The organism is Alteromonas sp. RW2A1, assembly GCF_001886475.1.
Lineage (GTDB): Bacteria > Pseudomonadota > Gammaproteobacteria > Enterobacterales > Alteromonadaceae > Alteromonas > Alteromonas hispanica.
The window spans coordinates 3,956,042-3,981,578 of record NZ_CP018031.1 but is presented as its reverse complement, the minus strand read 5'-3'; the positions used below and the strand labels follow the sequence as shown (position 1 = coordinate 3,981,578).

Here is a 25,537-nt window from a genome sequence, read left to right as displayed (position 1 = left end):
CGTTTATGCTTTAAGTTGTAAATTAATTAGGCTTTTTAAATTTAAGCGTCATGCGATTACTCTCGCCAATGGCAAGGTATTTATCGCGGTCTTGATCTTCTAATGCCAATCTTGGAGGAAGTGTCCACACGCCTTTAGGGTGGTCGGCATTATCCATAGCGTTGGCATTAATATCGCTGCTTGCTTCTAGCATGAAGCCCGCTTTTTCAGCAGCCGCAACAACATACGAGCGCTTCATGTAGCCGCTAGATGTCATTACCGCATCGTCGGCACTTTCTGGTAATTCGTGTTCAACCACACCTAAAACACCACCAGGCTTGAGTGCTTTAAAGAAGGCACCAAAAGCATTATCGATACCTGTATCACCCTCTCGCATATACCAGTTATGTACATTGCGGAAAGTCAGCACCATGTCAGCACTTCCAGCGTCAATAATATCAAGGGCTTTGGTTGGGTGGAATGCGGTTACTGCTGCACCTTCATATTTTCCACCTGCTTGGGTTTTTTCTTTGAAAGCGGCTAGGGCTTTTTTGTAGTAATCGTTGGTCGATTCATCAACGTAGAAGTGTGCGGCAACATATTTTCCGCTGTCTTTTACAACGGGGTATAAAATATCCGTATACCAACCACCACCTGGCGAAATTTCAACTACCGTCATCTCAGGCTTCAGGCCAAAGAAACGGAGGGTTTGCTGTGGTTTACGGTATTCATCTCTGGCTTTGGCGTCTGAGGTACGCAGTTCGCTTTTTACGGCGTCTGAAATGGCATCGGCAGACGCATAGCACGCAGACATGCCAAGCGTTGCAGCTAACATTAGTTGGGCTAACTTTTTCATTATTATTTCCTTTTCTGTCTAGGGTATTTATTCGGTGCAGCTTTGCCTAAAGCATCGCATCACCCAAAGTATGGTGTATTTCAGCCTATGCTTTTTACTACACAACTGAATAGCTAAACAACTGATAGCTAAATACGACAACCACTGGGTTAATAGTATTACTACAAACTACCATAAGTAAGATCAAGCCTATCAGTTAACCGTAACACGCTTTTGATACCTAGCAGAATAATTCGGCCCTTTATCGTTTTCACTTTGAGCTTGGCTACGGCCTTATACCTCCGGTAAATGAACCTGAGATATACAAACTAGCGCTGCCTTATAGATGCAAAGGCCAGAAGGCAAAAGCTAAAAAGGGTAAATAATAAACTTAAAGCCTCTGCGACAAAACCGCCGCAGAGGCGCCCCCTTGGATGGGATACTTTCTTTTTTGGTCTGTTGACCAATAGCCGCTTAATGGCGGAAGTGGCGCATGCCTGTAAACACCATCGCAATTCCGTGTTCGTCAGCTGCGTCAATCACCTCTTGGTCACGCATTGAGCCACCAGGCTGGATAACAGCCTTAATGCCCGCTTCTGCAGCTGCATCAATACCATCACGGAATGGGAAGAATGCGTCAGAGGCCATTACTGAGCCGGCTACTTCTAGGTTTTCGTCGGCAGCTTTAATTCCCGCAATTTTCGCAGAGTACACTCGGCTCATTTGCCCTGCGCCAACGCCAATAGTCATGCCGTCTTTGCAATACACAATGGCATTGGACTTAACGTATTTGGCTACTTTCCAGCAGAACATAAGGTCGCGAAGCTGCTCTTCAGAAGGCTTAACCTTGGTGACTACTGTTAAATCTTCTCTCTCAACCATACCGAAGTCGCGCTCTTGAACTAGCAGGCCGCCATTAACGCGTTTAAAGTCGTAACCTTCGGTCAACTGACCAGTCCAGTCGCCACATGCTAGAAGGCGTACGTTCTTCTTCGCACTGACTACTTCTTTCGCTTCGTCGCTAACGGTTGGAGCAATAATCACTTCAACGAACTGACGATCTACAATAGCCTGCGCTGTTTTAGCATCGAGTTCGCGGTTAAAAGCAATAATACCGCCGAACGCTGAGGTGGGGTCGGTTTTGAACGCGCGTTCGTAGGCACTCAAAATGTCGTCGCCAATGGCAACACCGCAAGGATTAGCGTGTTTTACAATAACGCACGCCGGTTCGTCGAATTCTTTTACGCACTCTAGTGCTGAGTCGGTATCGGCAATATTATTAAACGATAGCTCTTTACCCTGCAGCTGTTCAGCAGTGGCAACAGAAGCTTCTTGAATTGTATTTTCAACGTAAAATGCGGCATTTTGGTGGCTGTTTTCACCATAGCGCAAGTCTTGCTTTTTGCTCATTTGAACGTTGAAAGTGCGTGGGAATTCACTGTGCTGGTGGTCGCAGTCTTCTTCGCACTCTGTACTATCTAAGCGAGCACCAAAGTAGTTAGCAATCATGCCGTCATATTCAGCAGTATGCTCGAAAGCCTTTATAGCAAGGTCAAAACGAGTCTGATACTTTAATGAACCATCATTGGCGTTCATTTCTGCTAAAACATTGTCGTAATCTGCTGCATTAACCACAATAGTCACGTCTTTGTGGTTTTTTGCTGCCGCACGCACCATTGTAGGCCCGCCAATATCGATGTTCTCGATGGCATCTTCTAAAGTGCAATCTTCATTGGCCACAGTAGCTGCGAACGGGTAGAGGTTAACTACCACTAAGTCGATAGGCGCAATGTTGTTTTCTTCCATTACTGCTTCATCAACGCCGCGGCGAGCAAGTATGCCGCCGTGTACTTTCGGGTGAAGGGTTTTTACTCGGCCAGCCATAATTTCAGGGTGACCTGTGTGATCAGACACTTCCTTCACAGGAAGGCCTGCTTCAGCGAGAAGTTTAGCGGTACCGCCAGTCGACAAAAGCTCAACGCCAGCGTTATGCAGCGCTTTTGCGAAATCGACAATACCTGTTTTATCAGAGACACTTAAAAGAGCACGTTTGATTGGTTTTGGTGTTTGCATAAATGTAGTAGCTTCAAAGTTGTAGTGTTGAAACAAAAAGAGCACCGTATGGTGCTCTTTACTGGGCAAAGCCCTTAAAATCTTAGTTCATGCCGTATTGCTTTAGCTTTTTGCGAAGTGTGCCACGGTTGATGCCCATCATGATAGCCGCGCGAGTTTGGTTGCCGCGGGTATAAGTCATGACTTCCTCTAGCAGTGGAGCTTCCACTTCAGCGAGTACCATTTCGTACAAGTTATCGATGTTTGCGTTGTCTAGTTGCTTAAGGTACTTATTTACCGCTTGCTTAACAGAATCGCGCAAAGGCTTTTGAGCCTGCGTTTGTGAAGGCGTAGTTACGGTAGTAGTAAAAGGTGAAGTCACGTTTTGATCGAACATAATACTGTGTTGCTCTTTAGTTAGTCATCACTATGCTGCCGGAGAAATCTGTCGGTTTTCTCGAGTCTGCAGCGCTTGAAAATATGCATTTAGTGCATCGAGTTGCTCATTCGCATCTTCGATAGCGTTAAACGATTTACGAAACTGACGATCCGTATCATGTTCCGAGAGATACCAGCCCACGTGCTTCCGGGCTATTCTCACGCCTGCTGCCTCTCCATAAAAATCTTGTACGTTAGCGACGTGCTCGTGCAAAATTTCATATTGTTGAGACAGCGGTGGTGGTGCTATGGTTTCGCCCGTTTCAAGATAATGTTGAATTTGATTAAAAATCCAAGGTTTACCCTGCGCGCCGCGACCAATCATAACGCCATCTGCACCTGTGTAATTCAGTACCTCTTGTGCCTTTTGTGCAGAAGCAATGTCACCATTTGCAATAACCGGTATTGAAATTGCCGCCTTAATCTGGCGTATGGTGTCGTACTCTGCCTCTCCTTTATACATACATGCTCTTGTTCTACCGTGAACGGCGAGCGATTGTATGCCGTTTTGCTCTGCAATGCGGGCAATCTCTACCCCATTGCGATTTTCTGGATTCCAGCCGGTGCGTATTTTAAGTGTTACAGGAACATCAACAGCGTTTACTACCGCTTTAATGATACTTTCCACTGTGTCTGGGTACTGAAGCAATGCTGAACCTGCAAGCTTCTTGTTCACCTTCTTTGCAGGGCAACCCATATTGATGTCGATGATTTGCGCACCATTATCAACATTGAACTGCGCTGCCTGTGCCATAAGCTCAGGATCGGCACCCGCTATCTGTACAGAGCGAACTCCTTCTTCACCCTCATGGTTCATTCGCGCTTGTGATTTTGCGGTATTCCAAACTTTCGGATTACTCGACAACATCTCTGACACAACAAGACCTGCGCCTAAACGCTTGCACAATTGCCGAAACGGTCGGTCAGTTACGCCAGCCATGGGAGCTAACATCAAATTGTTATCTAACTTGTATGGTCCAATTTGCAAAGTATGTCGCATAGGTTTTTGCATAAGTTAACGCGAAGCTCACCATCTATAATTGCACAGAAATTATACACCCGGCCAAAACGGGGCGCTAAGTGTACGTGTTTTCGCAATGCTTGAAAAGGCTAAAAATCACACAAAATTTCACTAAACGGTATTGACAGCAAAAAAAATCTGTATTGTTAGTAATCTAACGTGAAAATGTTGGTGAAATTTTGTGCTTAAGACTTGAAAGCCACGATTTAAAAGGGATGTAATGTGAAAAAATTTAACAATTACACCCTTTTTTTATTGTTTGAACGGTTGTGCAACACTGGAAAAGACAACTTATAGCTGAAAAAGTATGCGGGTTCAGTGAACAATAAAGATCACGGATGGTGTCTTATTGAGTGCGCGGCACTAATGCTTACGCCCTGATACTCTTGCCCATTCACCGTCTATTGCACTGGGGTCTAGTGAAATATCCTTGGCATAGGCACTTTCAATAGTTTCCACTTGTTCAGTTAAAATACCCGACAGCACAAGCAGGCCGTCAGGTTTGCAATACCCTGTAATGACTTCTCTTAATTCGAGAAGGGGGCCGGAGAGTATATTGGCAACGACTACTTCAGCTTCTAGTGTTGGTTGATTTTCTGGCAAAAAAACGTCCAAACGATCTTCAACATCGTTTCGACGGGCATTTTCTTGCGTGGCTTGTAAGGCCTGTGGATCGATATCAATGCCGATAACACGCTTAGCACCTAGTTTTAATGCAGCTAGAGCTAGAATGCCGGAGCCGCAGCCAAAATCTACCACGGTTTTGCCTGCCATATCGATGCCATCTAGCCAGCGAAGGCACAATGCGGTAGTGGGGTGAGTACCTGTTCCAAAGGCAAGGCCAGGGTCTAGCATCACATTAACGGCATTCGGATCAGGGACGTCACGCCAGCTTGGGCAAATCCATAGTCGCTCGCCGAATTGCATAGGATGAAAGTTGTCCATCCACTCCCGTTCCCAGTCTTTGTCTTCTAATGGTTCGAGCTTGTATTTGAAGTCTGGGCCTAATATTTTTGCTTTGGCTAGTCGAGCTAAAATACGTTTCATATCGGCGTCGGCTTCAAACAAACCCACCACTTGGGTGTCTGGCCAAAGCAGCACTTCGCCGGGCTTGGGTTCGTACATAGGCGTATCTTTCGCATCTACATAGGTAACCGCTTGTGAGCCATTTGCACTTAGCATATCGCCAATTGCATCTGCATACTCTGAGGTAGTATTAATTCGTAGTTGTAACCAAGCCATAGTGATTGTTCATTAACGTGTTTACCACTATTGTACCTCTCACCTCAATTAAACGAAATCGACTGGGAAATAAAAATACCTGTCGTGCATAGTTAATTGGGTAAAAAGCCTCTTCGCGAAGCAAACCCTATAGTTTTGTTAATTTCGCTAAAATGTCATGCTTAAAAATTAACCTTTTGTCGACTACCAACAATTCATAAAGGTTGTATCATTCCAACTAGTCCACCTTGTAAATGAGAATCACTAACATATGCGAACATTCCTTTTAGCTTTTAACCTCTTATTGATGTGTTTTAATGCGCATTCTCGCGAATTAGAGGTGGCAATTGGGTGGGATAAGCCTCCGTATGTCGTGGCTGCGAATGATAGTGGATTCGAAGTAGAGTTAATTCGTGCGATTGTGAATGACATGGGTTATGAGTTTAAGCCGTTGTATTTGCCTTTTGGTAGAACTGCAAAAGTGCTCAATCAAGGCGCAGTGGATATTGGCCTAACAATGACTGACTCTCATGATGTCTCCCAAGACATACTCTCTAGCCCTTACATTGTGTATCAAAACGTTGCAATTACCCGTGCAGATAGAAAACTTGATCTCGACAGTGTTGACGCATTAAAAACGAGGAGCGTTGTGGCTTTTCAAACGGCAACATCGGTATTAGGTGAAGAGTTCCACCACATTTTTGCAGCCCACCCCACATATCTTGAAATGGCGAAACAAGAACGCCAAGTAGACATGCTAATGCTAGGAAGCGTTGATGTTGCTGTAATGGACAGAAATATCTTTTCTTATTTTAAGAATCAAGACGATAGATATAAAAACGACGATGTTGTTTTTCACGAACTGTTTCCAGTTTCCACTTATCGAGCGGGAATTCCAGACAAGGCACTGCGTGAATCGTTTAATCACAGCTTGTCTTTGTTTATCAAAAGCGGTCGCTACCAAGCATTGTTAGAAAAATACGGGCTCGAATGGAGCGGCTTAAACGGTTTGTTCGCCTATGCCTCAAACGAAACTGCGGATATTTCTTACTTGAAGTAGCGTCCACTAAAGACTGTGAACCGCTCAATTAGCCACGAAGCGGCCGATAAGTAAGACTAGTTTCTGTTGCTTTAGATGCTTTTATTACAAAATCAAAGCGGCAAGTCTATTTTCCAACTCATCCTCAGTTAACAGCCCGCCTGCTCTTGTTATTTTCATTACATATGAACTATTTTTGCTGCATAGTATAAAAAGTACCTGATGCTTTAAAAAAATACACCGCTGATTGCTCGTAGGGCCTGTCGCCTTAGTGAGCCTCTGCGGCCATGTGCCATAAAAGGGAAAAATAATGATAAAGAAGTGGTATCTACTCATTTTTGTCGCGCTATGCGGCGCTTGTACAACAACAAGTAAACAGCAAAACATGGCGTTGGAGTGGCTGGATAAACCGGCTCACGTCCAAGCCGCTGCTATTCAATCTGGCGAACTATCGTCATACGACTTGGTATCAGGCTACTTAGCTCGCATTGAGCGCCTAGATACTGATGCAAACAGTATTCTTGCTATAAATAGCCAAGCCCTTGAGCAGGCTAAGCGCATAGATGCAAAGATTGAAACTGGCGAAAACGTTGGCGCGCTGGCTGGTATTCCAGTGTTATTAAAAGACAATATTGAAACGAGCGAGATGGTAACTACCGCGGGCTCAATGGCACTACTAAATAATATGACGGAGCGCGACGCGCCTATTGTTGCCAAGCTAAAAGCATCAGATGCCATCATTCTAGGTAAAACCAATTTGTCAGAGTGGGCGAACTTTCGATCGGAGTCATCCATTAGTGGGTGGAGTGCTGTAGGTGGGTTAACTCGTAATCCACATTTATTATCAAGAAGCGCCTGTGGTTCTTCATCAGGTTCGGGTGCCGCTATGGCTCTTCGCCTATCTTCTTTAGCGGTGGGAACAGAAACCAATGGTTCAATTATCTGCCCGTCATCTATGAACGGCGTGGTTGGTTTCAAGCCAACGGTGGGAATGCTCTCGCGTACTCACATTGTTCCTATCTCGTTTAGCCAAGATACTGCAGGGCCGATGACCAATAGTGTGCAAGATGCATGGTTAATGGCTTCTATCATGGCCGGCTCGGATGCCAAAGACAGCGCAACAAAAGCCGCCGATGATCATGTGATTAAAACGCCGAAGGCATCGCTAATTGCCACAGATTTGAAGGGGATTCGTGTGGGGGTAGTTCGTTACCGCCAGGGTGACAATCCACACGTGTTAGAGGCTTACGAAAATGCACTGAACAGTTTGAAGAATGCCGGTGCTACCTTGGTAGACATCGAAGATTTTGAGCAGCCAGATAGCTTTTGGGCCGATTCTTACAATGTGTTACTGGCAGAATTTCATGCGTCGATAAATGAGTACCTCGCTGATTCGCCGGCAGATATCCCTGCACGAGACTTGGCCTCTCTTATTGAGTTTAATAAGGGCGATGACCGTGAGTTGGTTTTGTTCAATCAAGATATTTTTGAAAAATCATTAGAAGCAGCCTCTATAGAAAGTGAAGAGTACAAGTCGGCGCTAGCCCTTATTCAACAAACTGCGGGAGCGAATGGTATCGACACGCTCATGAAACAGCACAACGTAGATGTGTTGGTGTCTCCCTCTAACAGCCCTTCCTTTCTAATTGATGGTGTTTACGGCGATCATTCACCAGGAGGGTTTATCGGTATTGGATATCTCGCTGCTGTAGCTGGATACCCTCATTTAACCGTGCCGGCTGGAGAGGTGAAGCATCTCCCTGTGGGATTAAGTTTTATTGCGGGTAAATGGATGGATGAGAAAGTGCTAAGGATTGGCAGCGTGTTTGAAGCTAAACACGGGTTTACTATTACGCCGGGCCTCTTACCATCAAGACTAGATGCGCCAGAGTTAAAACCTCTTACTGATGGCGTTGTGTCTAAATAAGGTGTGTATCTAAGTAAGATGCTTAAACGAAGCATTTGAATGACGCTTTTCAGTGAGCGTTAGAACTTAATAACAACGCTATTTAGGACGGGTCAAAGGTAATAAAAAAGGGCTCAAACAAATCATTGTTTGGGCCCTTTTATTTTGACCTATAGCTTGTGTTTTTAGCTTTTATCGTAGCCTTATATATTAACGCTAGCGCGCTTTAACATTGCTGTTGTTTGTATAAGCAATCAACTAGGCTAACGTTAGACCAAAGCGTTGACAATTAGCCAGGTTTTTTAACCCATGCACTACACCAGCCGTCAGCATTAACCAGTTTTCCTGGGAAAATGTTACAAGGGCGATACTGCTCACCATCTGCGCCTTGAACATACATACAATTGCTGCACTTCGAGCCTTCAACTGTTGAAGACGGCGTGTAATTTAGCGCTTTAGCGGTAGCGTCGTCTGCGCTTAGCTGCTCTTGCGCTTGAGCGCGCAGCGCCACGCCACCTAACGTTAACCCTATCAGTGTAGAGCCCGTAAGCTTCATAAAGTCACGGCGATTAACAGATTTCATAACATTCTCCTAATGAGATAGAAACGATAATGATTCTTTTTTATTCAGTGCCTTAAACGCAAAAAACCTGCCCAAAGAGAGCAGGTTTTTTGACTTCATACTTAATACTAACTCTTTTTGAGTAAAGATCGACAAAATTTATGTGAATTGCATTATTTACCGATTAATAAATATTCATAAAGTGTGGGGCTGCTATTAAATATAAGACCGCAAACTTGTTAAGAAGTTTTCTTCCTATCAAGTTTTACATGCGGTTTCGCATAAGCGAACTGCGCCAGTCTTTGGCTTTTATGATAACTATCTAACCCAGAAATTGAAGCAGTGCTTAGTGCTTCTATATCTAAATAACCGTCTTCATGCAGCGCATGTTTATCAAACATAACTTCTTGTATTTCACCAATAACCATTTCGGTTTTGTTTAGTAGCGTAAAATGCTGCGCTACCTTCAGACCAATTTTTACCTCACTTTCCTTAACGTAAGGCGCGGGAAGTCCATCACTGAAAAACGGTGTAAGCCCTACTGCGTCAAATTCACTTTCGTTTTGTTCGTAACGCGCTGACGTTTGATGGGCCTTATCAATCCAATCGGTATGAACATGGTTAAGCGTGTAATAACCCTGCTGTTTTATATTGTCTAATGAATCGCGTTGTACAGTATGTGGGCGCATTATCATGCCTAGCAGAGGCGGATTAGCACCGACGTGTACTACCGAACTAATGATGGCCAAATTGTTGGTTTTACCATCTGAGCTGCCAAGCAGAACAGCAGACTTAAAGCCAGATAAGCTATTGATAAGGTTGGCTCTATAACGCTGCTCTAATTCATCTAAATCGTCGCGGGTCATGCGATCAGTCATTTTCTCTTTCTGCCTCTATAGAAAGTTCGTCACCATGCTGAAAAACTCTAAGCTCAATAGGCTGGCAGCAAACTTGACAATCAAGAACCTGAATTTGCCCCACATCGTTCATTTCGTCAATTTCAACATCGTTCGGTGCCATGCAGTATGGGCAGGAAAATCCCATCGCGCGTGTCAAACTCATAATTATCTTCACTATTTAAAATTTGTAACCATAGTTACGGGTATTTTCTTTTGCTGGATTGATTTTACTTCTCAATATGCACGCTTGTGATCACAACGTTATTTTATCGGTATAAGTTAAAACTAATTGTCTGAACAATACATATACTGCTTGTCTAATTATATGGTGCTTTTTGTGGCAAATACCGTTGGCATCTGTCCGTGTTGTAAGCGAAAAACGCGGCTCACCTTTCATCATCTTATCCCGAAGAAAATGCATCGACGTCCGTTTTTCAAAAAAAACTATAACAAGGCGCAGCTGCAAGAGGGCGTGTATATCTGTCGGCAGTGCCACAGTGGTATTCATCGCTTCTATGATGAAATGATGCTGGCGAAACGGCTTTCAACATTGCAGTTGCTGCTAGCTGACGAGCAGCTCACCACATTTTTCAATTGGGTTGCGAAACAGCGAGTAAAGGTTGATTAATGGTGCTGTATAAATATACACTATCGCGAGGATGACTGAACAACTGGCCGTATGCGAAAAGATCTTCCCCCACGCTATTATCTTACTCACTTTCACGAGTTCCTTCGCTTTTTCGAGGGGGCGAGTGCAACATTGCTCTCAGATAGTGCTGCAAAATTTATTCATCGCTTTAAAGCGCTAAACGAAGATGAGCAGTGCATTATAGTGCGTGCCGCAAATCGCAAGTATGCCATTATTGATAGAACGCAATTTAATTATGCTGAAATTAATTCGCCTCAAGCGTATATCGATGCGCTTACAGAAGACGGCTGGTTTGGTGACATAACTCATGCATCGCTGAACGATATCTCAGGAGTTCTTACTAAAGATGCCATTATAACGTTATTGGCAGAGTATGGCAGTACACAAGGGTTGGCGTCGTTGACCAAGCCCAAACTGGTTACGCTTCTTGATAATGAGATACGCGCTAATGGATGGCCAAGCCGCTTTTCAATTGATAGCAACTCAATTGAAAACTATTTAGTCTGCCTTTTTGATGACTCCTTACGCTTTTTATTGTTTCTTTATTTCGGCAATACAAAAAGCCGGTTAAACCAATTTTCCATGCGAGATTTAGGCGTCATGCGCACGCGTTCAGACTCAGTAACCGACGTCGCGCGGTTTGAAACTAAAGCAGACACCGAAGCAGCATGGTTTTACGCAAATCATTATACGCAGTTAGGTTATTACGACCGCGAGACACTGTTTGCCTTAGCAAACGAGGATTTCCCAACAACAGAAGGTTTGTCTGCGGGCTTTTACCGCGACCAGTTACTTTATGCGTTAGGGCTTAAGTTACTTGATGAAGACAAGCAGAAAGGACTGCATATACTTGGCTTAGCTGAGAGCGACAAAGCAAAAGAAAAGTGGATAAGAGAGAGTTATAAAGTTGGAAACACTGATGATGTGAAAGTGATACTGGAAGGCATTATCGACAATCCGCAATCAGATACATTGCTGGCTTTCGCGGAAGATTTCTATGCGAGAAAATTCAATAAAAAACGCACGAGTTCAGTCACCGATATGTTGCGCAGTGCCAGTAGAGAGCTGGCAATAGATGTGAGTCAAAATCAGCAGGTTGAAAGAGGCGTACTAGCGCATTACGCACGGCATGGAATACAAGGTTGGCGCACAGAAAACCGATTGTGGCGCAGCATTTTCGGCCTAACGTTTTGGTCTCAACTGTACGAAGAAGATACGTTGGTAACTGAATTTGACCGAAGACCACTGTCGTTAAAGCAAAACAACTTTTATGCAAAGTTTAAAACTAGCATTGAAGGGCTACTTTCTTCATTAGATTCAAAGGAAAAGCTGCTTTTTCATATCCAAAAAATGGCCACAACTCATTATGGGAAAGTGAACAGTTTGTTTATGTGGTCTAGTCGATTACTAGAGCCCATTGAAGCACTGCTGCAGTACGGTGAATTACAAAGTATTCAGAACGTGCTTAGAATGATGAGTCGAGATTTTCAAAACCTGAGAGATGGTTTTCCCGATATTATGGTTTACGACAACGGCTTGCGGTTTGAGGAAATAAAAGCCCCTGGAGATCAATTGCGACGAAACCAGCTGGTGTCTATTCAGCGTTTGCAACAGGCCGGGTTTGATGTGGCTGTAACAACAGTAAACTGGGTACGCGACCCTGAGCAGCCCTATGTCGTTGTGGATATAGAAACCACAGGGGGAAACAACAGCTACAATCGCATTACCGAAATTGGAATGGTGAAGCTTATTGCCGGCGAGGAAGTAGACCGTTATCAAACCTTGATAAACCCACAGCGCCGTATTCCTGCAAACATTACGCGGCTGACCGGTATTTCAGATGATATGGTGGAAGATGCGCCAATTTTTGCAGACATTGCCAGTGAAATAGCTGCGTTTACCGAAGACGCTGTATTTGTAGCTCACAATGTGAATTTTGACTATGGCTTTATAAAGCAAGAGTTTGCGCGTTTAGAACAGCCCTTTCGCCGCCCTAAAATGTGTACGGTAAGAGAAATGCGGCGTACTTATCCAGGGTTGCCTTCTTACTCACTTGCCAATCTAACCAAGCATTTTTATATCTCTATGGAGCGTCATCACCGTGCCCTTTCTGATGCAAAAGCTGCAGCCGAATTACTTAAATTAGCTTTTGAAAAAGATGATAGAGAAAACGCCCTATAAAATTTGAACGAAGACGGTAAAATTTCGTATCAACAGCGGTAAACAGTCTGCAACGAGAGAATAGCTATGTTAGATGAAGAACAGCAGTCGAGAGTTATAGAGATGGCGTGGGAAGATAGAACGCCGTTTGAGGCTATCGAACGTTTGTACGGTCTACCTGAAAAAGAAGTCATTAAGCTTATGCGTAAAAACTTAAAACAAAAAACGTTTAAGAACTGGCGCGCAAGGGTGTCTGGCCGCAAAACTAAACATGCTAGTTTGCGCCCAGAAGGTGTGGATCGAGGATACTGCCCGTCTCAGTACAAAGTAAAAAGCGCCAACAAATAATGCGCTATTGGCGCTACTTGTCTACCGTGCTAACGGGGAGTAAAAAGGCCATAAGTTGCTGGCGAAAAGGGCTAGGAAAAACAAGGGTATTGCCAGATTCATTAATTTGTTTGGCTTGAGTAACTTTTTCTAAAAAGGCTGCGTAAGACGCACTGTTTTGTTCTACGTCCTCCACGCGTTGCATGACGCTTTCAATATATTCAGAAGCAGATAAATCGCAATTACTTTTAAGCTCTGCTGCTAGCGATTTAAGCACGTAAGTTTCCCACTCTTTGCGGTAGCTATCATGAAGCCTCTCAGGATAAACAGTGAGGTCGTCGATGTCTTGCTTAAGGTCTACGATGTCGAGGGGGTCATCATATAAAACGCGAAGCGCGAGAAGGACATCGTCAGATAATCTTGAAATAGGAAGCTTTTCTTTGAGCTGTGTATAACGACTTTGCATAGACTGCCTTAGAGGTTATTGACTGTTTTTTAAATTTGTTCCTTTATGAAATTTCTTTTCCTTGCAATAACTCGAGTCTAAAGAACTCAATTCACTTATTAAAGGTTGTGAGGTTAAAAATAAGTAATTTAATATATATGAACTTCACTAAAATACGGGGCGTATTGACTGATGCACTGTTATAGTGTGTACGCGTTTTTGCTGTTTGGCCCACCGTTTGGTGGGCCTTTTTTTTGGGTGGCGTTTGTGGAGCGGAATTACATAGCCCAGAGGTTGCTGACAACATGCGGACATAAAAATGTATGGTCCGCCTCGTTATTGCAATGATTAATTTCGATAACGGGGTTGGTTATGCGCTAATGTATTCGGAGTCTGTTTAGGCGCTTTTCGATTCCAAGAACTTTAATAGTAGACATGATGGTTCGCCTCTTTGATTGCCTAACTCTAAGATTAGCTTAGAGGTGAGGCGGACCATCTAATTAAGCCGATGCATAGCATCGGCGTAAGCGGAGATTAACTCCATAAGGTAATTCACACATGAAAAAAACAATGACGTGGGAGACGTCTTTCAATGCAGAAAAGTATACTCATGGTAATCAAACATAAAAATCAGTAAAAATTGATTGTTGTAATCGCAAAATGCGAATCAATGCAGTGATACTGTCTTTCTTTATCCTACATTGTGCAGAAGTGTAGTTTCAGAGACTTTAAGAAAGCCGGTTTAAGCGGGTCACTTTAGATTTAGATTACAGTTTTAAGCAATTATAGAAAAGAGGGGGAAAAACGTAAAATTGGGCTGCACCAACATTGCGATACAGCCCAAAGGGGGGATTAGTTTAAGCCCAGTTTCTTTTCGAGGTAGTGAATATTAGTACCACCCGCGAAGAAGTTTTCATCGGCCATAATCCGTCTTTGTAGTGGAATATTAGTTTTAATACCGTCAACCACAATCTCTTCCAAAGCATGGCGCATGCGCGCGATGGCCTCGTCACGGCTTTCGCCGTAGGCAATTAGCTTACCAATCATCGAGTCATAAAAAGGAGGAACTGTATAGCCAGCATAAATATGCGACTCCCAGCGGATCCCTAAACCACCTGGCGCATGAAACATATTAATGAGTCCAGGGCTTGGGATGAAGGTTTCTGGATCTTCAGCATTGATACGACACTCGATTGCATGCCCGCGAATTTGTATTTGAGACTGGTCGATAGACAGCGGCTGACCTGCTGCTATGCGAAGCTGCTCTTTTATCAAATCAACGCCAGTAATCATTTCTGACACAGGGTGCTCTACCTGAATACGGGTGTTCATTTCAATAAAATAGAATTCGCCGTTTTCATATAGGAATTCGAATGTACCAGCGCCTCGATAATTGATTTCAATACAGGCTCTGCGACAACGGTCGCCTATTTTTGCACGCATTTGCTCTGAAATACCTGGTGCAGGTGCTTCTTCTACCACTTTCTGATGGCGGCGCTGCATTGAACAGTCGCGCTCACCTAAGTGAATAGCATTGCCCTGTCCGTCAGCAAGCACTTGAATTTCAACGTGACGAGGGTTTTCTAGGAACTTTTCCATGTAAACCGTCGGGTTACCAAACGCTGAACCAGCCTCTGCCTGTGTGGTTTGAATTGCTTTTACCAGTTCGCTTTCGCTGCGCACAACACGCATACCACGACCGCCGCCGCCACCAGCAGCTTTAATAATAATTGGATATCCAATGCGCTTTGCTATGGCTTTGTTGCGCTCTTCGTCGTCAGTTAACGGGCCATCTGAACCTGGTACGCAAGGAACGCCGGCTTTCTTCATAGCGTTAATAGCAGATACTTTATCACCCATTAGGTTAATGGTTTCCGCTGTAGGTCCAATAAAGATAAAACCGCTTTTTTCTACCGCTTCGGCGAAGTCTGCATTTTCTGCTAAAAAACCATAGCCAGGGTGGATTGCTATGGAGTTTGTAACTTCTGCTGCTGCAATAATACGCGGAATATTAAGATAGCTCTCGGTCGCAGAGGCTTTACCGATACAAATAGACTCGTCGGCAAGCAACACGTGCTTTAAATTTTTGTCCGCAGTGGAATGCACAGCTACGGTTTTAATGCCCAATTCTTTACAGGCTCTTAAAATTCGCAGGGCAATTTCACCACGGTTGGCAATAAGTACTTTATCTAGCATTGTGAATTGCTCACTTATTCGATGATGAACATTGGCTGGTCAAATTCAACCGGATCTTGGTTCTCTACTAAAATTGCTTTTACAACACCGGCTTTGTCAGACTCAATTTGGTTCATCATTTTCATAGCTTCAACAATACATAAAGTATCGCCTACTTTAACCTGCTGTCCTACTTCAGCAAATGCTTTAGAAGTAGGTGATGAAGCACGATAGAAAGTACCAACCATAGGCGATTTAACTACATGGCCTTCAGGTGCAGCTGGTTCAGAAGGTGCAGCGACTTCAGGTGCCGCAGGCGCTTGGGCTGGAGCTTGCTGTGGTGCAGCGGGAGCTGCAAAGCTATAGTTTACCGGCGCTTGAACACCAGTTGGACCACGGTGAATTCGTACCGACTCTTCACCTTCAGTAATTTCTAGCTCAGCTACACCAGATTCTTCAACTAGCTCGATGAGTTTCTTTATCTTTCTAATATCCATGTTCTTTCTCTGCGTTATTTTTGCGATTTCGGTAAATTGACTGCTGCAGTTAGCGCAAGCGAATAACCCATAGGGCCAAGACCAACAATGACGCCAGCTGCAACATCAGAAAAATAGGAGTGGTGACGAAAAGGTTCACGGGCGTGAACATTCGACAAATGAACTTCAATAAACGGAATACTTACACTGAGCAACGCGTCGCGAATGGCAATGCTTGTGTGTGTAAAAGCAGCGGGATTAATAATGATGGCATCTGTGTTGCCCATAGCGCTGTGAATACGCTCAATGAGCGCATGTTCAGCGTTAGACTGAAAATGCGTTAGCGTAACGTCGCTAGACGCAGCCTGAGCCTGCAAATCATCTACGATGTTCTGCAGCGTCTGCGTACCATACTTGTCGGGCTCTCGTTGACCTAACATATTTAAGTTAGGGCCATTCAATAACAAAATATTCATCTAATTTGCTGCTATCTTCGGGTAATTGACACGGTATTTGTCATTTCAACAAATTTCCGTTTCAGTTGCACGAAAAAAAGCCAATAGTTCGATCCGTTTCGTGATTTATAGTGTGATTATAGAGATAGAGAAAGATTTAGCAGCAAAATACTGGTCTAATCAGGTGTTTTAGGCGCAAAGTTTTTGCTACAGGCTGTCATTCGCAGCATTGCTTTTTGTTAATGAAATGTTGTGTGGAAACGAGCGGATGGTGTGCCATGCCTGGCATAGAGCGTTATATTGCTTTTATTCTATGTCTACGTTCACCGGTTTCATTTTAAAAGGAACGCTTTCATAGCGACCGTGATATTTCGCAACGTAAACACCGAAATGTAAGTGGGGTACAGATGAAAACCCAGTATTTCCTGTGTATCCGATGAGTTGTCCTACCTGGATGCGCTGGCCTCGTGCTACCGCAACACCGTTATGCATCAGGTGATAGTATTCACCGGTAGTGCCATCGCTGTGCAAGATAGCAATATAGTTGGCATACTTTGCAAACTCTGGTGTAGGTCCGCCTTTTCTGCCACTGCTCTTTGTATCAATAACAATTCCCCCACGAGCTGCGAGAATGGGGGTGCCTTTTTTTGCCCCGAAGTCGAGAGCATATTTTGATGCACCAAAGTGACTAAAGCTGCCGTTCACGCCCTGTACAACAGGATAATTTTCTAGCGGCTGCAGGGGCGGTGCGTATGAATAATTATTGTTATGAGATGCATTAATGTCTCCCACGGTCCATTTAACCCGCATGTTTGACCAAAAACGTGAGGGTGATGAAGTTTCACCTAGTTCAATAGTACTGTCATCGAACAAAAATGCGTTTGCATGGGCCATGCGCCCTAGTTCAGGAGAATAAAGCGTAACGGCAACTGGTAGGTTTAGATGTCTTTTTATACCTATGCGATAGGTGCGGTTCTGCTGACCGGTTCCTTTATTGCTTTCACTAAGCACAATGCAAAAGCGTCGTTCGTCAAAACAGCCCTCAAGCTGCAAAGGCTTCATTTGCTGAGCTGCAAGCTTTAGCGGCAATGCTGCTATTGCGCACGCAAAGGCTAAGATCAGCGAAATGATCGTGGTTCTGCTCAGTGTGTTAATCAAAACCTTAAATCCAACAACTGACATTTAATATATAAGCGAGCAATCAACTACCTTTAATCTACTTGTTAAACGCCTAGAGTTTAGAGAATTTTTTGGTAATCTCATTCACTTGTTAAGTGCATTATTGACATGTTCAGCAAACTCTTCGGCATCCATAGAGCCAGTAACCCGTGATTGACGAATTTCCTTTCCACTCGTATCGAAAAATAAGATAGTTGGCAAACCAAGCACTTCAAATTCATCAAAAATTTCCTGGCGTTCAGGCGTGTTATCAGTGAGATCCATTTGCATCCACACTGTATTGTTTAGTGCAGTTACCACACCCTGGTCGGGGAAAGTGTATTTTTCAAACTCTTTACACGCCACGCACCAATCGGCATAAAGGTCTACCATCACGGTTTTGTCTTGAGCGTTGGCCGCCGCAATTTTTTGTTGAAGGTCGTTAAGGTTTCTGGCTTTTACAAACTCAGGATGTTCCTTTTTCTCTCCCCAAAGACCCACATTCTCGCCTGTTTGATAAGCAATGCCTGCACTGCCCATAATGCCTATTGCCACTAATATAGCGCGCCCAAGCTTCATCATTGAGTTTGCTGTAGCGCGATTTAGCCACCAGTAATAGCCAAATAAGCCAAAGCCCAAAGCTGCCCATAAAAAATCGGAGAAGGCGCTGTTCCAAAGGCGCTCTATAAATACAATGGCGACAGCGAGCATCATGAACCCGAATGTTACCTTGACAACATTCATCCAGTTGCCTGCTTTTGGCAGCAGTTTTCCGCCCGTTACGCCAAAGAGAATAAGCGGTATTCCCATCCCTATGCTGAGCAAGTAGAGCGAGATAAAGCCTAAGGTCATATCGCCTGTTTGAGCAATGAACAGTAAAATTCCGGTAAGCGGAGCGGTGGTACACGGCGAGGCAATAAGGCCAGACAGTACGCCCATAATGAAAACACCCACAAAGCTTCCCGGGGTTTGGTTATTGCTCGCCGATGTCAGCTTTTCCTGCCATTTAGCGGGAAGTTGTATTTCAAAACCGCCGAACAAAGCAACGGCCAAGGAGATAAATAAAGCAATGAAAACACCAAGTACTACAGGGTGTTGCAGCGCCGCTTGAAATTGAGCGCCGGCCACCGCTACCACAAGACCAAGCAAAGAGTAAGTGATTGCCATGCCCTGTACATAAACAAATGTAAGCCAGAAAGAGTGCGACAGTGTTTTTGTTTTTCCTTGCCCAATAACAATACCAGACACAATAGGGTACATAGGGAAAACGCAGGGCGTAAATGCAAGCCCAATGCCTAAGGCAAAAAATAATAAAAGAGTAAGAGGCAAGTTTTCTTTGTTGATAAGTTGATTTGCTAGCGAAAATTGTTCACTTTCCACTATGGACCCGTTGCTCTCGTTTGCGCCTTGCCCTTCGGCCATCACCTCATTAAGGTAAACCACTTTTATCGTTGGCGGGTAGCAAAGCCCTGCGTCGGCACACCCTTGATAGCGAACCTTAACGATACCGTCAGATGAGGCGTTCTCGATAGGCAGTGTAATCACAACACTGTTATAAAATACCTCAGACTCGCCGAAAAACTCATCCTCAATCATAACTCCTTTGGGATAGGAGGCTGTCCCTATTTCGGCATCTTTCGCTACGTATTTAAACTGCTTTTTATACAGGTAATAGCCGTCTGCAATGGAAAAGGTTAAGGAGAGCGTTTTGTTTTTTTGGTTGAAGTCGAAAACAAAAGCTTGTTCTACATCTAAAAATTCAGGTTCTTGAGAAAATGACGCATCTAAACTGTCGGGGAATTTAGTTTGTGCCACCGTATTTGTAGCCAACATAATCGAGCACAATGCCAAGGTAAAAACCATAAACATACGGCGTATTGAATCAAATGCAGACTGATAAGAAGGCTTACAAAAGGGTAAAACATTATTCATGATGACAACTTCTTTTATTCATTTGTATTGCTGAATTTTATTGGTTTAATTCTGTTGCTTTAACATACTAGATGTATCGCGAATTTGGCGCGCGAGCGCATTGTAACGAACTCTTACTTTGACTTACTCACTGCTATCCGCTCTTGCTCGCTTTAGTTATAACGTTACTTGATACTGTTTATTCGTATAAAAAGAGTGCAAGGCGTGAAAATAATCTGCGCTTAATGTTCTTGCATTAATGTGCTCTGTCACAAACACACTTTACCCGCAAAAAATGGGCAAAATTTGCTTTGTGCGTACTAAGACCGATATAGTAACAGTATTGTTTCACGGTGAAAGTATAAACCGTGGTTGTCGGTCGCGCTATGTAGCCGTTTAACCGAAAGAAACCGAACCTTTTCTTGTGATCGGTTTCTAAAGCCATACAACTATCACTTACTTCGCGGTACTGAGAAAACGTTACCTATTAAATTCACCCTTTAATAGCGGCCAATTAAATAGTACCCGAGTTCCATTGTTTATAGTGACAAAAGAGGACGCATTTTGCGGGTTTTATTTATATTATTTGCCCTTCTCCCTATTCTAGAAATCGCCATTCTAGTGAATGTAGGCAGTATTATCGGTGGCTGGAATACCATAGGTATTGTTATTTTAACGGCCTTTATTGGTGCTTATTTTGTTAAACGCGAAGGAATTGCGACACTTCAAACTGCACAGGCAAAAATGCAGCGTAACGAGGTGCCAGGCAAAGAGCTGGTTGAAGGCTTAATGTTGGTGATCGCTGGCGTTTTGTTAGTAACACCAGGGTTTGTAACAGATATATTAGGTTTTTTATTCGTAATGCCAGGGTCACGACATCTGTTGGCCTCTCAAGTTAGTAAGCATATGAAAATGCGCGTGGTTATGCCGGGCGGAGCTAGCGCAGGTGGGTTTCACTCCCATCAGCAGCAAAACCCTTTCTCCGGTAGCCCGTTTGGCGATGACCAGGGCAACTCGCCTTTTCACTCAGATAAGAAAGATTCAGACGGCGTTATCGAGGGTGAATATACCGACAACACACAAAACGACGAAGATAAGCGCCTTAAGTAGCCTTAAATAAATACAGACAAGAGCTTTGAAGGCTATTTATCGGCTTCTGTTCAATCATAATTTGCCATGTTTTTGCTGCTTCAACTTACCGGTTCACTCACTTTGTGGATAAGTGATGAACCGTCCCACCTTTGAAAACACCGCTATTTATTAAAAAAATCAATTTTTTTACATTTTTTTGCTGAAAAACACTTGAACTTGAATAGGTACTACCCCATCTATCGGTGCAGACAACAGTTTAACTGCTCAGCAATGGGCATCCAGGCACTCAACATTCAAAAGGTTGAATGTTGATAATTAACTTTGAATAGTGGAATTTTCAGGAGACTTGAAAATGGCAATTCGTCCTTTACACGACCGCGTAATCATTAAACGCGCAGAGCAAGAAAGCAAATCTGCAGGCGGTATCGTTCTGACTGGTTCTGCAGCAGAAAAATCAACTCGCGGTGAAGTAATCGCTGTGGGTAACGGTCGCATACTAGAAAATGGCGAAATTAAAGCGCTAGACGTTAAAGTTGGCGACACTGTTATTTTTAGTGACGGTTACGGCGTTAAAACAGAAAAGCTAGACGGTGAAGAAGTGCTTATCCTTAGCGAAAGCGACATCCTAGCAATTGTTGAGTAATAACGACTTACGACTAACCGAATTAGAGAGGAATTGAATCATGGCAGCTAAAGAAGTACGTTTTGGTGACGACGCTCGCACAAAAATGCTCAAAGGCGTAAACACGCTAGCAAATGCAGTAAAAGTAACACTAGGTCCTAAAGGCCGTAACGTTGTTTTAGACAAGTCTTTCGGTGCACCTACTATCACTAAAGATGGTGTATCTGTAGCCAAAGAGATCGAGCTTGAAGACAAGTTTGAGAACATGGGCGCTCAGATGGTGAAAGAAGTAGCCTCTAAAGCGAACGACGAAGCGGGTGACGGTACAACTACCGCTACTGTTCTAGCGCAATCAATCGTAACTGAAGGTCTTAAGTCTGTTGCAGCGGGTATGAACCCAATGGATCTTAAGCGCGGTATCGATAAAGCAGTAATTGCAGCTGTTGCTGAGCTAAAAGCACTTTCTACAGATTGTGCAGACAGCAAGTCTATTGCCCAAGTAGGTACTATTTCTGCTAACTCAGACGCAGAAGTAGGTGACATCATTGCTCAAGCAATGGAAAAAGTAGGTAAAGAAGGCGTTATCACTGTAGAAGAAGGTCAAGCACTTCAAAACGAACTAGACGTTGTTGAAGGTATGCAGTTCGACCGTGGTTACCTTTCTCCATACTTCATCAACAATCAAGAAAACGGTACTGTTGAACTAGACAGCCCGTACATTCTATTGGTTGATAAGAAAATCTCTAACATCCGTGAACTACTTCCTACTCTAGAAGCAGTAGCGAAGGGCGGCAAGCCGCTACTTATCATGGCTGAAGATGTTGAAGGCGAAGCGCTAGCAACATTGGTTGTAAACAACATGCGCGGCATTGTGAAAGTAGCTGCAGTTAAAGCACCTGGTTTCGGCGACCGTCGCAAAGCAATGCTTCAAGACATCGCGGTATTAACTGGCGGTACAGTTATCTCTGAAGAGATTGGTCTAGACCTTGAAAAAGTTCAGCTTGAAGACCTAGGTACTGCTAAGCGTGTAGTTATCAACAAAGACAATACTACTGTTGTTGACGGTAACGGCGACGAAGAAGCGATTGAAGGCCGTTGTGCTCAAATCAAAGGTCAAATTGAAGAGTCGTCTTCAGACTACGACAAAGAAAAGCTTCAAGAGCGTTTAGCTAAGCTTTCTGGCGGTGTTGCAGTAATTAAAGTTGGTGCAGCTACTGAAGTAGAAATGAAAGAGAAGAAAGACCGCGTTGAAGATGCGCTACACGCAACTCGCGCTGCGGTTGAAGAAGGCGTTGTACCTGGTGGTGGTGTTGCACTAGTTCGCGCGGCTTCTAAGCTTGACGAGCTAACAGGCGACAACGAAGACCAAACTGTAGGTATCAAACTTGCGCTACGTGCTATGGAAGCTCCTCTACGTCAAATCGCGTCTAACGCAGGTGCAGAAGCGTCTGTTGTTATCAACGCAGTAAAAGGCGGCGAAGGAAACTACGGCTACAATGCTGCAAACGACACGTACGGCGACATGCTAGAGATGGGTATTCTTGACCCAACTAAAGTAACGCGCTCTGCACTTCAGTTTGCATCGTCAATTGCTTCACTAATGATAACTACCGAAGCAATGGTGGCTGAACTACCTAAAGACGAAGCAGCTCCTGCAATGCCTGATATGGGCGGCATGGGCGGTATGGGCGGCATGATGTAATCATCCCCTAAGCTTAACGCTTAAAGAAAGGGCGCTACTTCTTTGTGAAGTTAGCGCCTTTTTTATGTGTGTATATTTTAAGCCTGCAATGCAGGCTTATCTTTAAATGCTTACTAAACCGTAGTTATGTGCTTTTAGTGTCTTCAATGTAGGCGTCGATTAATTCCTCTAAAATAGAAAGAGGAACAGCCCCATTTTTCAGTACCACATCGTGAAAATCGCGTAAGTCGAACTTATCGCCTAAGGCATTTTTCGCCTTCTCTCTTAGCTCCAAAATCTTAAGCATGCCTACTTTGTATGAAGTAGCCTGGCCAGGCATAACAATATAACGCTCAATTTCTGAGGTAACGTCACTCAGCGCCATACCCGTATTATTTACCATGTAGTCGATAGCCTCTTCTCGTGTCCAGCGTTTATCGTGAATACCCGTGTCTACCACTAGGCGCACCGCTCTGAACAGTTCCGCTTGAAGTCGACCAAGATTATCCAATGGATTTTCTTGAAAGCCCATTTCCCACGCTAAATATTCTGAGTACAACGCCCATCCTTCTGTGTAAGCAGTGAATGGCGACATTTTACGAATAAAGGGCATGCCCTCAATTTCCATTGCTAGCGCTATTTGGAAGTGATGGCCTGGAATGCCTTCGTGATAGGCCAGCGTTCGCATGCTGTATTTGGGTGTTGCCTTTATGTCGTAAAGGTTTGCGAAAAAGCGACCCGGCCTAGAGCCATCTATGGCTGGCTGCTGATAATACGCGCCAGGTGCGATTTTTTCTTTAAACTCAGGAATACGAACTACTTCCATGCCTGCCTTAGGACGAATGCGAAAAACCTCGCTCATACCCTCTTCAATTTCATCAAGAATGATTTGATAGTCTTTCAGTATTTGCTCACGGCCCGCATCACTGTCTTCATAATAGTGAGAAGGATCAGAGGCTAATGCGTCCATGGCAGTAGTGAAGCCTTGAGAGGTGTCGTATCCTTCGTCTGCAAGAATTTTCAGCATTTCACCTTGAATTCTAGCTACCTCTTTTAAGCCAATATTATGAATTTCGTCTGCGGTCATATCGGTGGTAGTGAAAAAGCGAAGGGCGTTGGCGTATACCTTATCGCCATCGGGCAAATGCCAGTATCCGTCATCTGTGCCCGCTTTGGTTTTAAGTGTTGTGAAATAGTCGATGAATAGCTGATAAGCACGATTTACATCATCATTAATTCGCGCTTCCGCTTTGGCTAAAAAGTCGTCTTGCTGCTCTTGGGACAGTGACTCTATATCTGCCATTTTTTCTTTTAGCGAGCTGTAAAGAATGTTCTCGTTAAGCGGTGATGAAATAAACCCGTTCATTTCATCAAGCACGCGTTCGATAACAAAGCGAGGCGGAATAATGCCTTTATCTTCACGTAGTTTAAGGCCTTCCAATACCTGCGCAAACTTTTCGTCAACTGCTTCTAAGCGGCTGAGATAGTTCTCAACGTCGGTCTCATCTTTAATTTGATGCTGCCCCTGCATAAAGCTGGGGTACCCATTTTGCACCCCAAAAAGTTGGTTTACAGGGTAGGTGTGATATTTAAAGGGCTCATTAGTGAGAAGGTAATCAAGAAGGTAAAGGGTAATCTTCTTGGAAAGTAACTCATCTTTGCTTAAGTCATCATCATCGTAATTCTCGATGATGCTTCTAATATTACGAGCCTTGTTATAAAGCTCCTCACTTTTTTCGGGGCTAGCATCATCTAGCTTAGCGTTGTGCCCTTTAATGCCTACCGACTCTAAAAACCCCAAAGAGGTAAGTGTTTCCGGGCTATCAAACGCTACTTTTACCATTTCTCGGTTAAGAGTTGTTAAAGTAAAAAGGTTTATCTGCATACCATTCGTGAGCAGCAAAGCTGCCGCCTAAAGCGATTATGGCTACTAAGCCAACGCCAATCCATTTAAAAAATCGTTTCATTATTTTTATTGTCCAAATTTTGTTCTCGACCTACGTTAGCGGAATTTGCGCTAAAAAGTAAACCTATTCAGCAAAATTGAAATACTGCCTAGCGGTTATTCGTATGCTTACGCTAAGCGTTGCTCTGGGTTATACTCTGAGGCGTAAATATTCAACGCTAATGGGCATTGTCATGGCAACAGCAGCAGCGGTACATATTCTGGTAAAAACCGAAAAAGAGGCCCTTTCTATTTTAGAGCAGCTGAAAAAAGGCAAAAATTTCGGCGCACTGGCTAAAAAGCATTCAACATGCCCATCGGGAAAACGCGGTGGCGATTTGGGGGAGTTCCGTCGCGGGCAAATGGTAAAAGCGTTCGATGATGTTGTGTTTAAAAAAGAAGTGTTAAAAGTGCACGGGCCAGTAAAAACCCGTTTTGGTTTCCATATTATCAAAACCCTGTATCGCAATAATTAATACTTCTTACGTT

Annotated in this window: 23 protein-coding genes and 1 pseudogene; 9 read left to right on the top strand and 15 right to left on the bottom strand. The window is 43.9% G+C overall.

Annotation, left to right across the window (positions count from 1 at the left end):
* Positions 1 to 22: 22 nt before the first annotated feature.
* The 5 genes from BM528_RS17530 to prmA form a co-directional block, all read right to left on the bottom strand.
* Complete coding sequence (locus BM528_RS17530) at positions 23 to 835, bottom strand: class I SAM-dependent methyltransferase (RefSeq protein ID WP_071980943.1); 813 nt, start codon at positions 833 to 835, stop codon at positions 23 to 25.
* A 453-nt stretch (positions 836 to 1,288) separates the two neighbouring features.
* Positions 1,289 to 2,887 (bottom strand): bifunctional phosphoribosylaminoimidazolecarboxamide formyltransferase/IMP cyclohydrolase, encoded by a 1,599-nt coding sequence (gene purH, locus BM528_RS17525; protein ID WP_071981395.1) that lies wholly within the window; start codon positions 2,885 to 2,887, stop codon positions 1,289 to 1,291.
* Between the two features lie 82 nt (positions 2,888 to 2,969).
* The gene (fis, locus tag BM528_RS17520) at positions 2,970 to 3,263 is read right to left on the bottom strand and encodes a DNA-binding transcriptional regulator Fis (protein WP_012520109.1); all 294 of its coding nucleotides are present in this window, start codon (positions 3,261 to 3,263) and stop codon (positions 2,970 to 2,972) included.
* Between the two features lie 30 nt (positions 3,264 to 3,293).
* Positions 3,294 to 4,292 carry a tRNA dihydrouridine synthase DusB gene (gene dusB / locus BM528_RS17515; protein WP_071981394.1) on the bottom strand — a complete coding sequence of 333 codons (999 nt, stop codon included), beginning with the start codon at positions 4,290 to 4,292 and terminating at the stop codon, positions 3,294 to 3,296.
* A 396-nt stretch (positions 4,293 to 4,688) separates the two neighbouring features.
* The gene (gene prmA / locus BM528_RS17510) at positions 4,689 to 5,567 is read right to left on the bottom strand and encodes a 50S ribosomal protein L11 methyltransferase (RefSeq protein WP_071980942.1); all 879 of its coding nucleotides are present in this window, start codon (positions 5,565 to 5,567) and stop codon (positions 4,689 to 4,691) included.
* Between the two features lie 250 nt (positions 5,568 to 5,817).
* Here prmA and BM528_RS17505 point away from each other — a divergent pair, with 250 nt between their 5' ends.
* Positions 5,818 to 6,606: a substrate-binding periplasmic protein gene (locus BM528_RS17505; RefSeq protein WP_071980941.1), complete on the top strand. Its 789-nt coding sequence runs from the start codon at positions 5,818 to 5,820 to the stop codon at positions 6,604 to 6,606.
* A 289-nt stretch (positions 6,607 to 6,895) separates the two neighbouring features.
* On the top strand, positions 6,896 to 8,512 hold the full coding sequence (locus BM528_RS17500) for an amidase (RefSeq protein WP_071980940.1): 1,617 nt from the start codon (positions 6,896 to 6,898) through the stop codon (positions 8,510 to 8,512).
* A 268-nt stretch (positions 8,513 to 8,780) separates the two neighbouring features.
* On the opposite strand, the gene BM528_RS17495 is transcribed toward BM528_RS17500, so the two are convergent.
* From BM528_RS17495 to BM528_RS17485, 3 genes are all read right to left on the bottom strand, one after another.
* Positions 8,781 to 9,074 carry a high-potential iron-sulfur protein gene (locus BM528_RS17495; RefSeq protein WP_071980939.1) on the bottom strand — a complete coding sequence of 98 codons (294 nt, stop codon included), beginning with the start codon at positions 9,072 to 9,074 and terminating at the stop codon, positions 8,781 to 8,783.
* Positions 9,075 to 9,292: 218 nt separating this feature from the next.
* Entirely contained in the window at positions 9,293 to 9,931 is a 639-nt protein-coding gene (locus BM528_RS17490; RefSeq protein ID WP_071980938.1) for a flavin reductase family protein, read from the bottom strand.
* Positions 9,924 to 10,115, bottom strand: coding sequence for a CPXCG motif-containing cysteine-rich protein (locus tag BM528_RS17485; protein ID WP_071980937.1), 192 nt, complete (start codon positions 10,113 to 10,115; stop codon positions 9,924 to 9,926). Before BM528_RS17485 ends, BM528_RS17490 begins: the two co-directional genes overlap by 8 nt.
* A 174-nt stretch (positions 10,116 to 10,289) precedes the next feature.
* On the opposite strand from BM528_RS17485, the gene BM528_RS17480 reads away from it, so the two are divergent.
* The 3 genes from BM528_RS17480 (at position 10,290) to BM528_RS17470 (ending at position 13,109) form a co-directional block, all read left to right on the top strand.
* Positions 10,290 to 10,580, top strand: a complete 291-nt coding sequence (locus BM528_RS17480; RefSeq protein ID WP_232230523.1) for a hypothetical protein — start codon at positions 10,290 to 10,292, stop codon at positions 10,578 to 10,580.
* Positions 10,581 to 10,631: 51 nt separating this feature from the next.
* Positions 10,632 to 12,782 carry an exonuclease domain-containing protein gene (locus tag BM528_RS17475; RefSeq protein WP_071980935.1) on the top strand — a complete coding sequence of 717 codons (2,151 nt, stop codon included), beginning with the start codon at positions 10,632 to 10,634 and terminating at the stop codon, positions 12,780 to 12,782.
* A 66-nt stretch (positions 12,783 to 12,848) separates the two neighbouring features.
* A complete protein-coding gene (locus BM528_RS17470) occupies positions 12,849 to 13,109 on the top strand; it encodes a TIGR03643 family protein (RefSeq protein WP_071980934.1) in 261 nt (86 codons plus the stop codon).
* A gap of 13 nt (positions 13,110 to 13,122) precedes the next feature.
* On the opposite strand, the gene BM528_RS17465 is transcribed toward BM528_RS17470, so the two are convergent.
* The 6 genes from BM528_RS17465 to BM528_RS17440 all read right to left on the bottom strand — a co-directional run bounded on the left by BM528_RS17465 (position 13,123) and on the right by BM528_RS17440 (position 19,729).
* Entirely contained in the window at positions 13,123 to 13,554 is a 432-nt protein-coding gene (locus tag BM528_RS17465; protein WP_071980933.1) for a hypothetical protein, read from the bottom strand.
* Between the two features lie 831 nt (positions 13,555 to 14,385).
* Positions 14,386 to 15,729, bottom strand: a complete 1,344-nt coding sequence (gene accC / locus BM528_RS17460) for an acetyl-CoA carboxylase biotin carboxylase subunit (protein ID WP_071980932.1) — start codon at positions 15,727 to 15,729, stop codon at positions 14,386 to 14,388.
* Positions 15,730 to 15,743: 14 nt separating this feature from the next.
* Entirely contained in the window at positions 15,744 to 16,205 is a 462-nt protein-coding gene (gene accB / locus BM528_RS17455) for an acetyl-CoA carboxylase biotin carboxyl carrier protein (RefSeq protein ID WP_071980931.1), read from the bottom strand.
* Positions 16,206 to 16,219: 14 nt separating this feature from the next.
* A complete protein-coding gene (aroQ, locus tag BM528_RS17450; RefSeq protein WP_071980930.1) occupies positions 16,220 to 16,660 on the bottom strand; it encodes a type II 3-dehydroquinate dehydratase in 441 nt (146 codons plus the stop codon).
* A 285-nt stretch (positions 16,661 to 16,945) separates the two neighbouring features.
* On the bottom strand, positions 16,946 to 17,797 hold the full coding sequence (locus BM528_RS17445) for a M23 family metallopeptidase (RefSeq protein WP_232230522.1): 852 nt from the start codon (positions 17,795 to 17,797) through the stop codon (positions 16,946 to 16,948).
* A gap of 105 nt (positions 17,798 to 17,902) precedes the next feature.
* Positions 17,903 to 19,729 carry a protein-disulfide reductase DsbD gene (locus BM528_RS17440; protein WP_071980929.1) on the bottom strand — a complete coding sequence of 609 codons (1,827 nt, stop codon included), beginning with the start codon at positions 19,727 to 19,729 and terminating at the stop codon, positions 17,903 to 17,905.
* Between the two features lie 543 nt (positions 19,730 to 20,272).
* Between BM528_RS17440 and BM528_RS17435 the strand changes: the two genes are divergently transcribed.
* From BM528_RS17435 to groL, 3 genes are all read left to right on the top strand, one after another.
* On the top strand, positions 20,273 to 20,818 hold the full coding sequence (locus BM528_RS17435) for an FxsA family protein (RefSeq protein WP_071980928.1): 546 nt from the start codon (positions 20,273 to 20,275) through the stop codon (positions 20,816 to 20,818).
* A 334-nt stretch (positions 20,819 to 21,152) separates the two neighbouring features.
* A complete protein-coding gene (locus BM528_RS17430; RefSeq protein WP_071980927.1) occupies positions 21,153 to 21,443 on the top strand; it encodes a co-chaperone GroES in 291 nt (96 codons plus the stop codon).
* A gap of 40 nt (positions 21,444 to 21,483) precedes the next feature.
* A complete protein-coding gene (gene groL / locus BM528_RS17425; protein ID WP_071980926.1) occupies positions 21,484 to 23,124 on the top strand; it encodes a chaperonin GroEL in 1,641 nt (546 codons plus the stop codon).
* A 124-nt stretch (positions 23,125 to 23,248) separates the two neighbouring features.
* Here the strand turns inward: groL and BM528_RS17420 are convergent.
* Positions 23,249 to 25,070, bottom strand: a pseudogene (locus BM528_RS17420) (DUF885 domain-containing protein).
* Positions 25,071 to 25,242: 172 nt separating this feature from the next.
* Between BM528_RS17420 and ppiC the strand changes: the two are divergent.
* Entirely contained in the window at positions 25,243 to 25,524 is a 282-nt protein-coding gene (gene ppiC / locus BM528_RS17415; RefSeq protein WP_032097769.1) for a peptidylprolyl isomerase PpiC, read from the top strand.
* Positions 25,525 to 25,537: the final 13 nt, after the last annotated feature.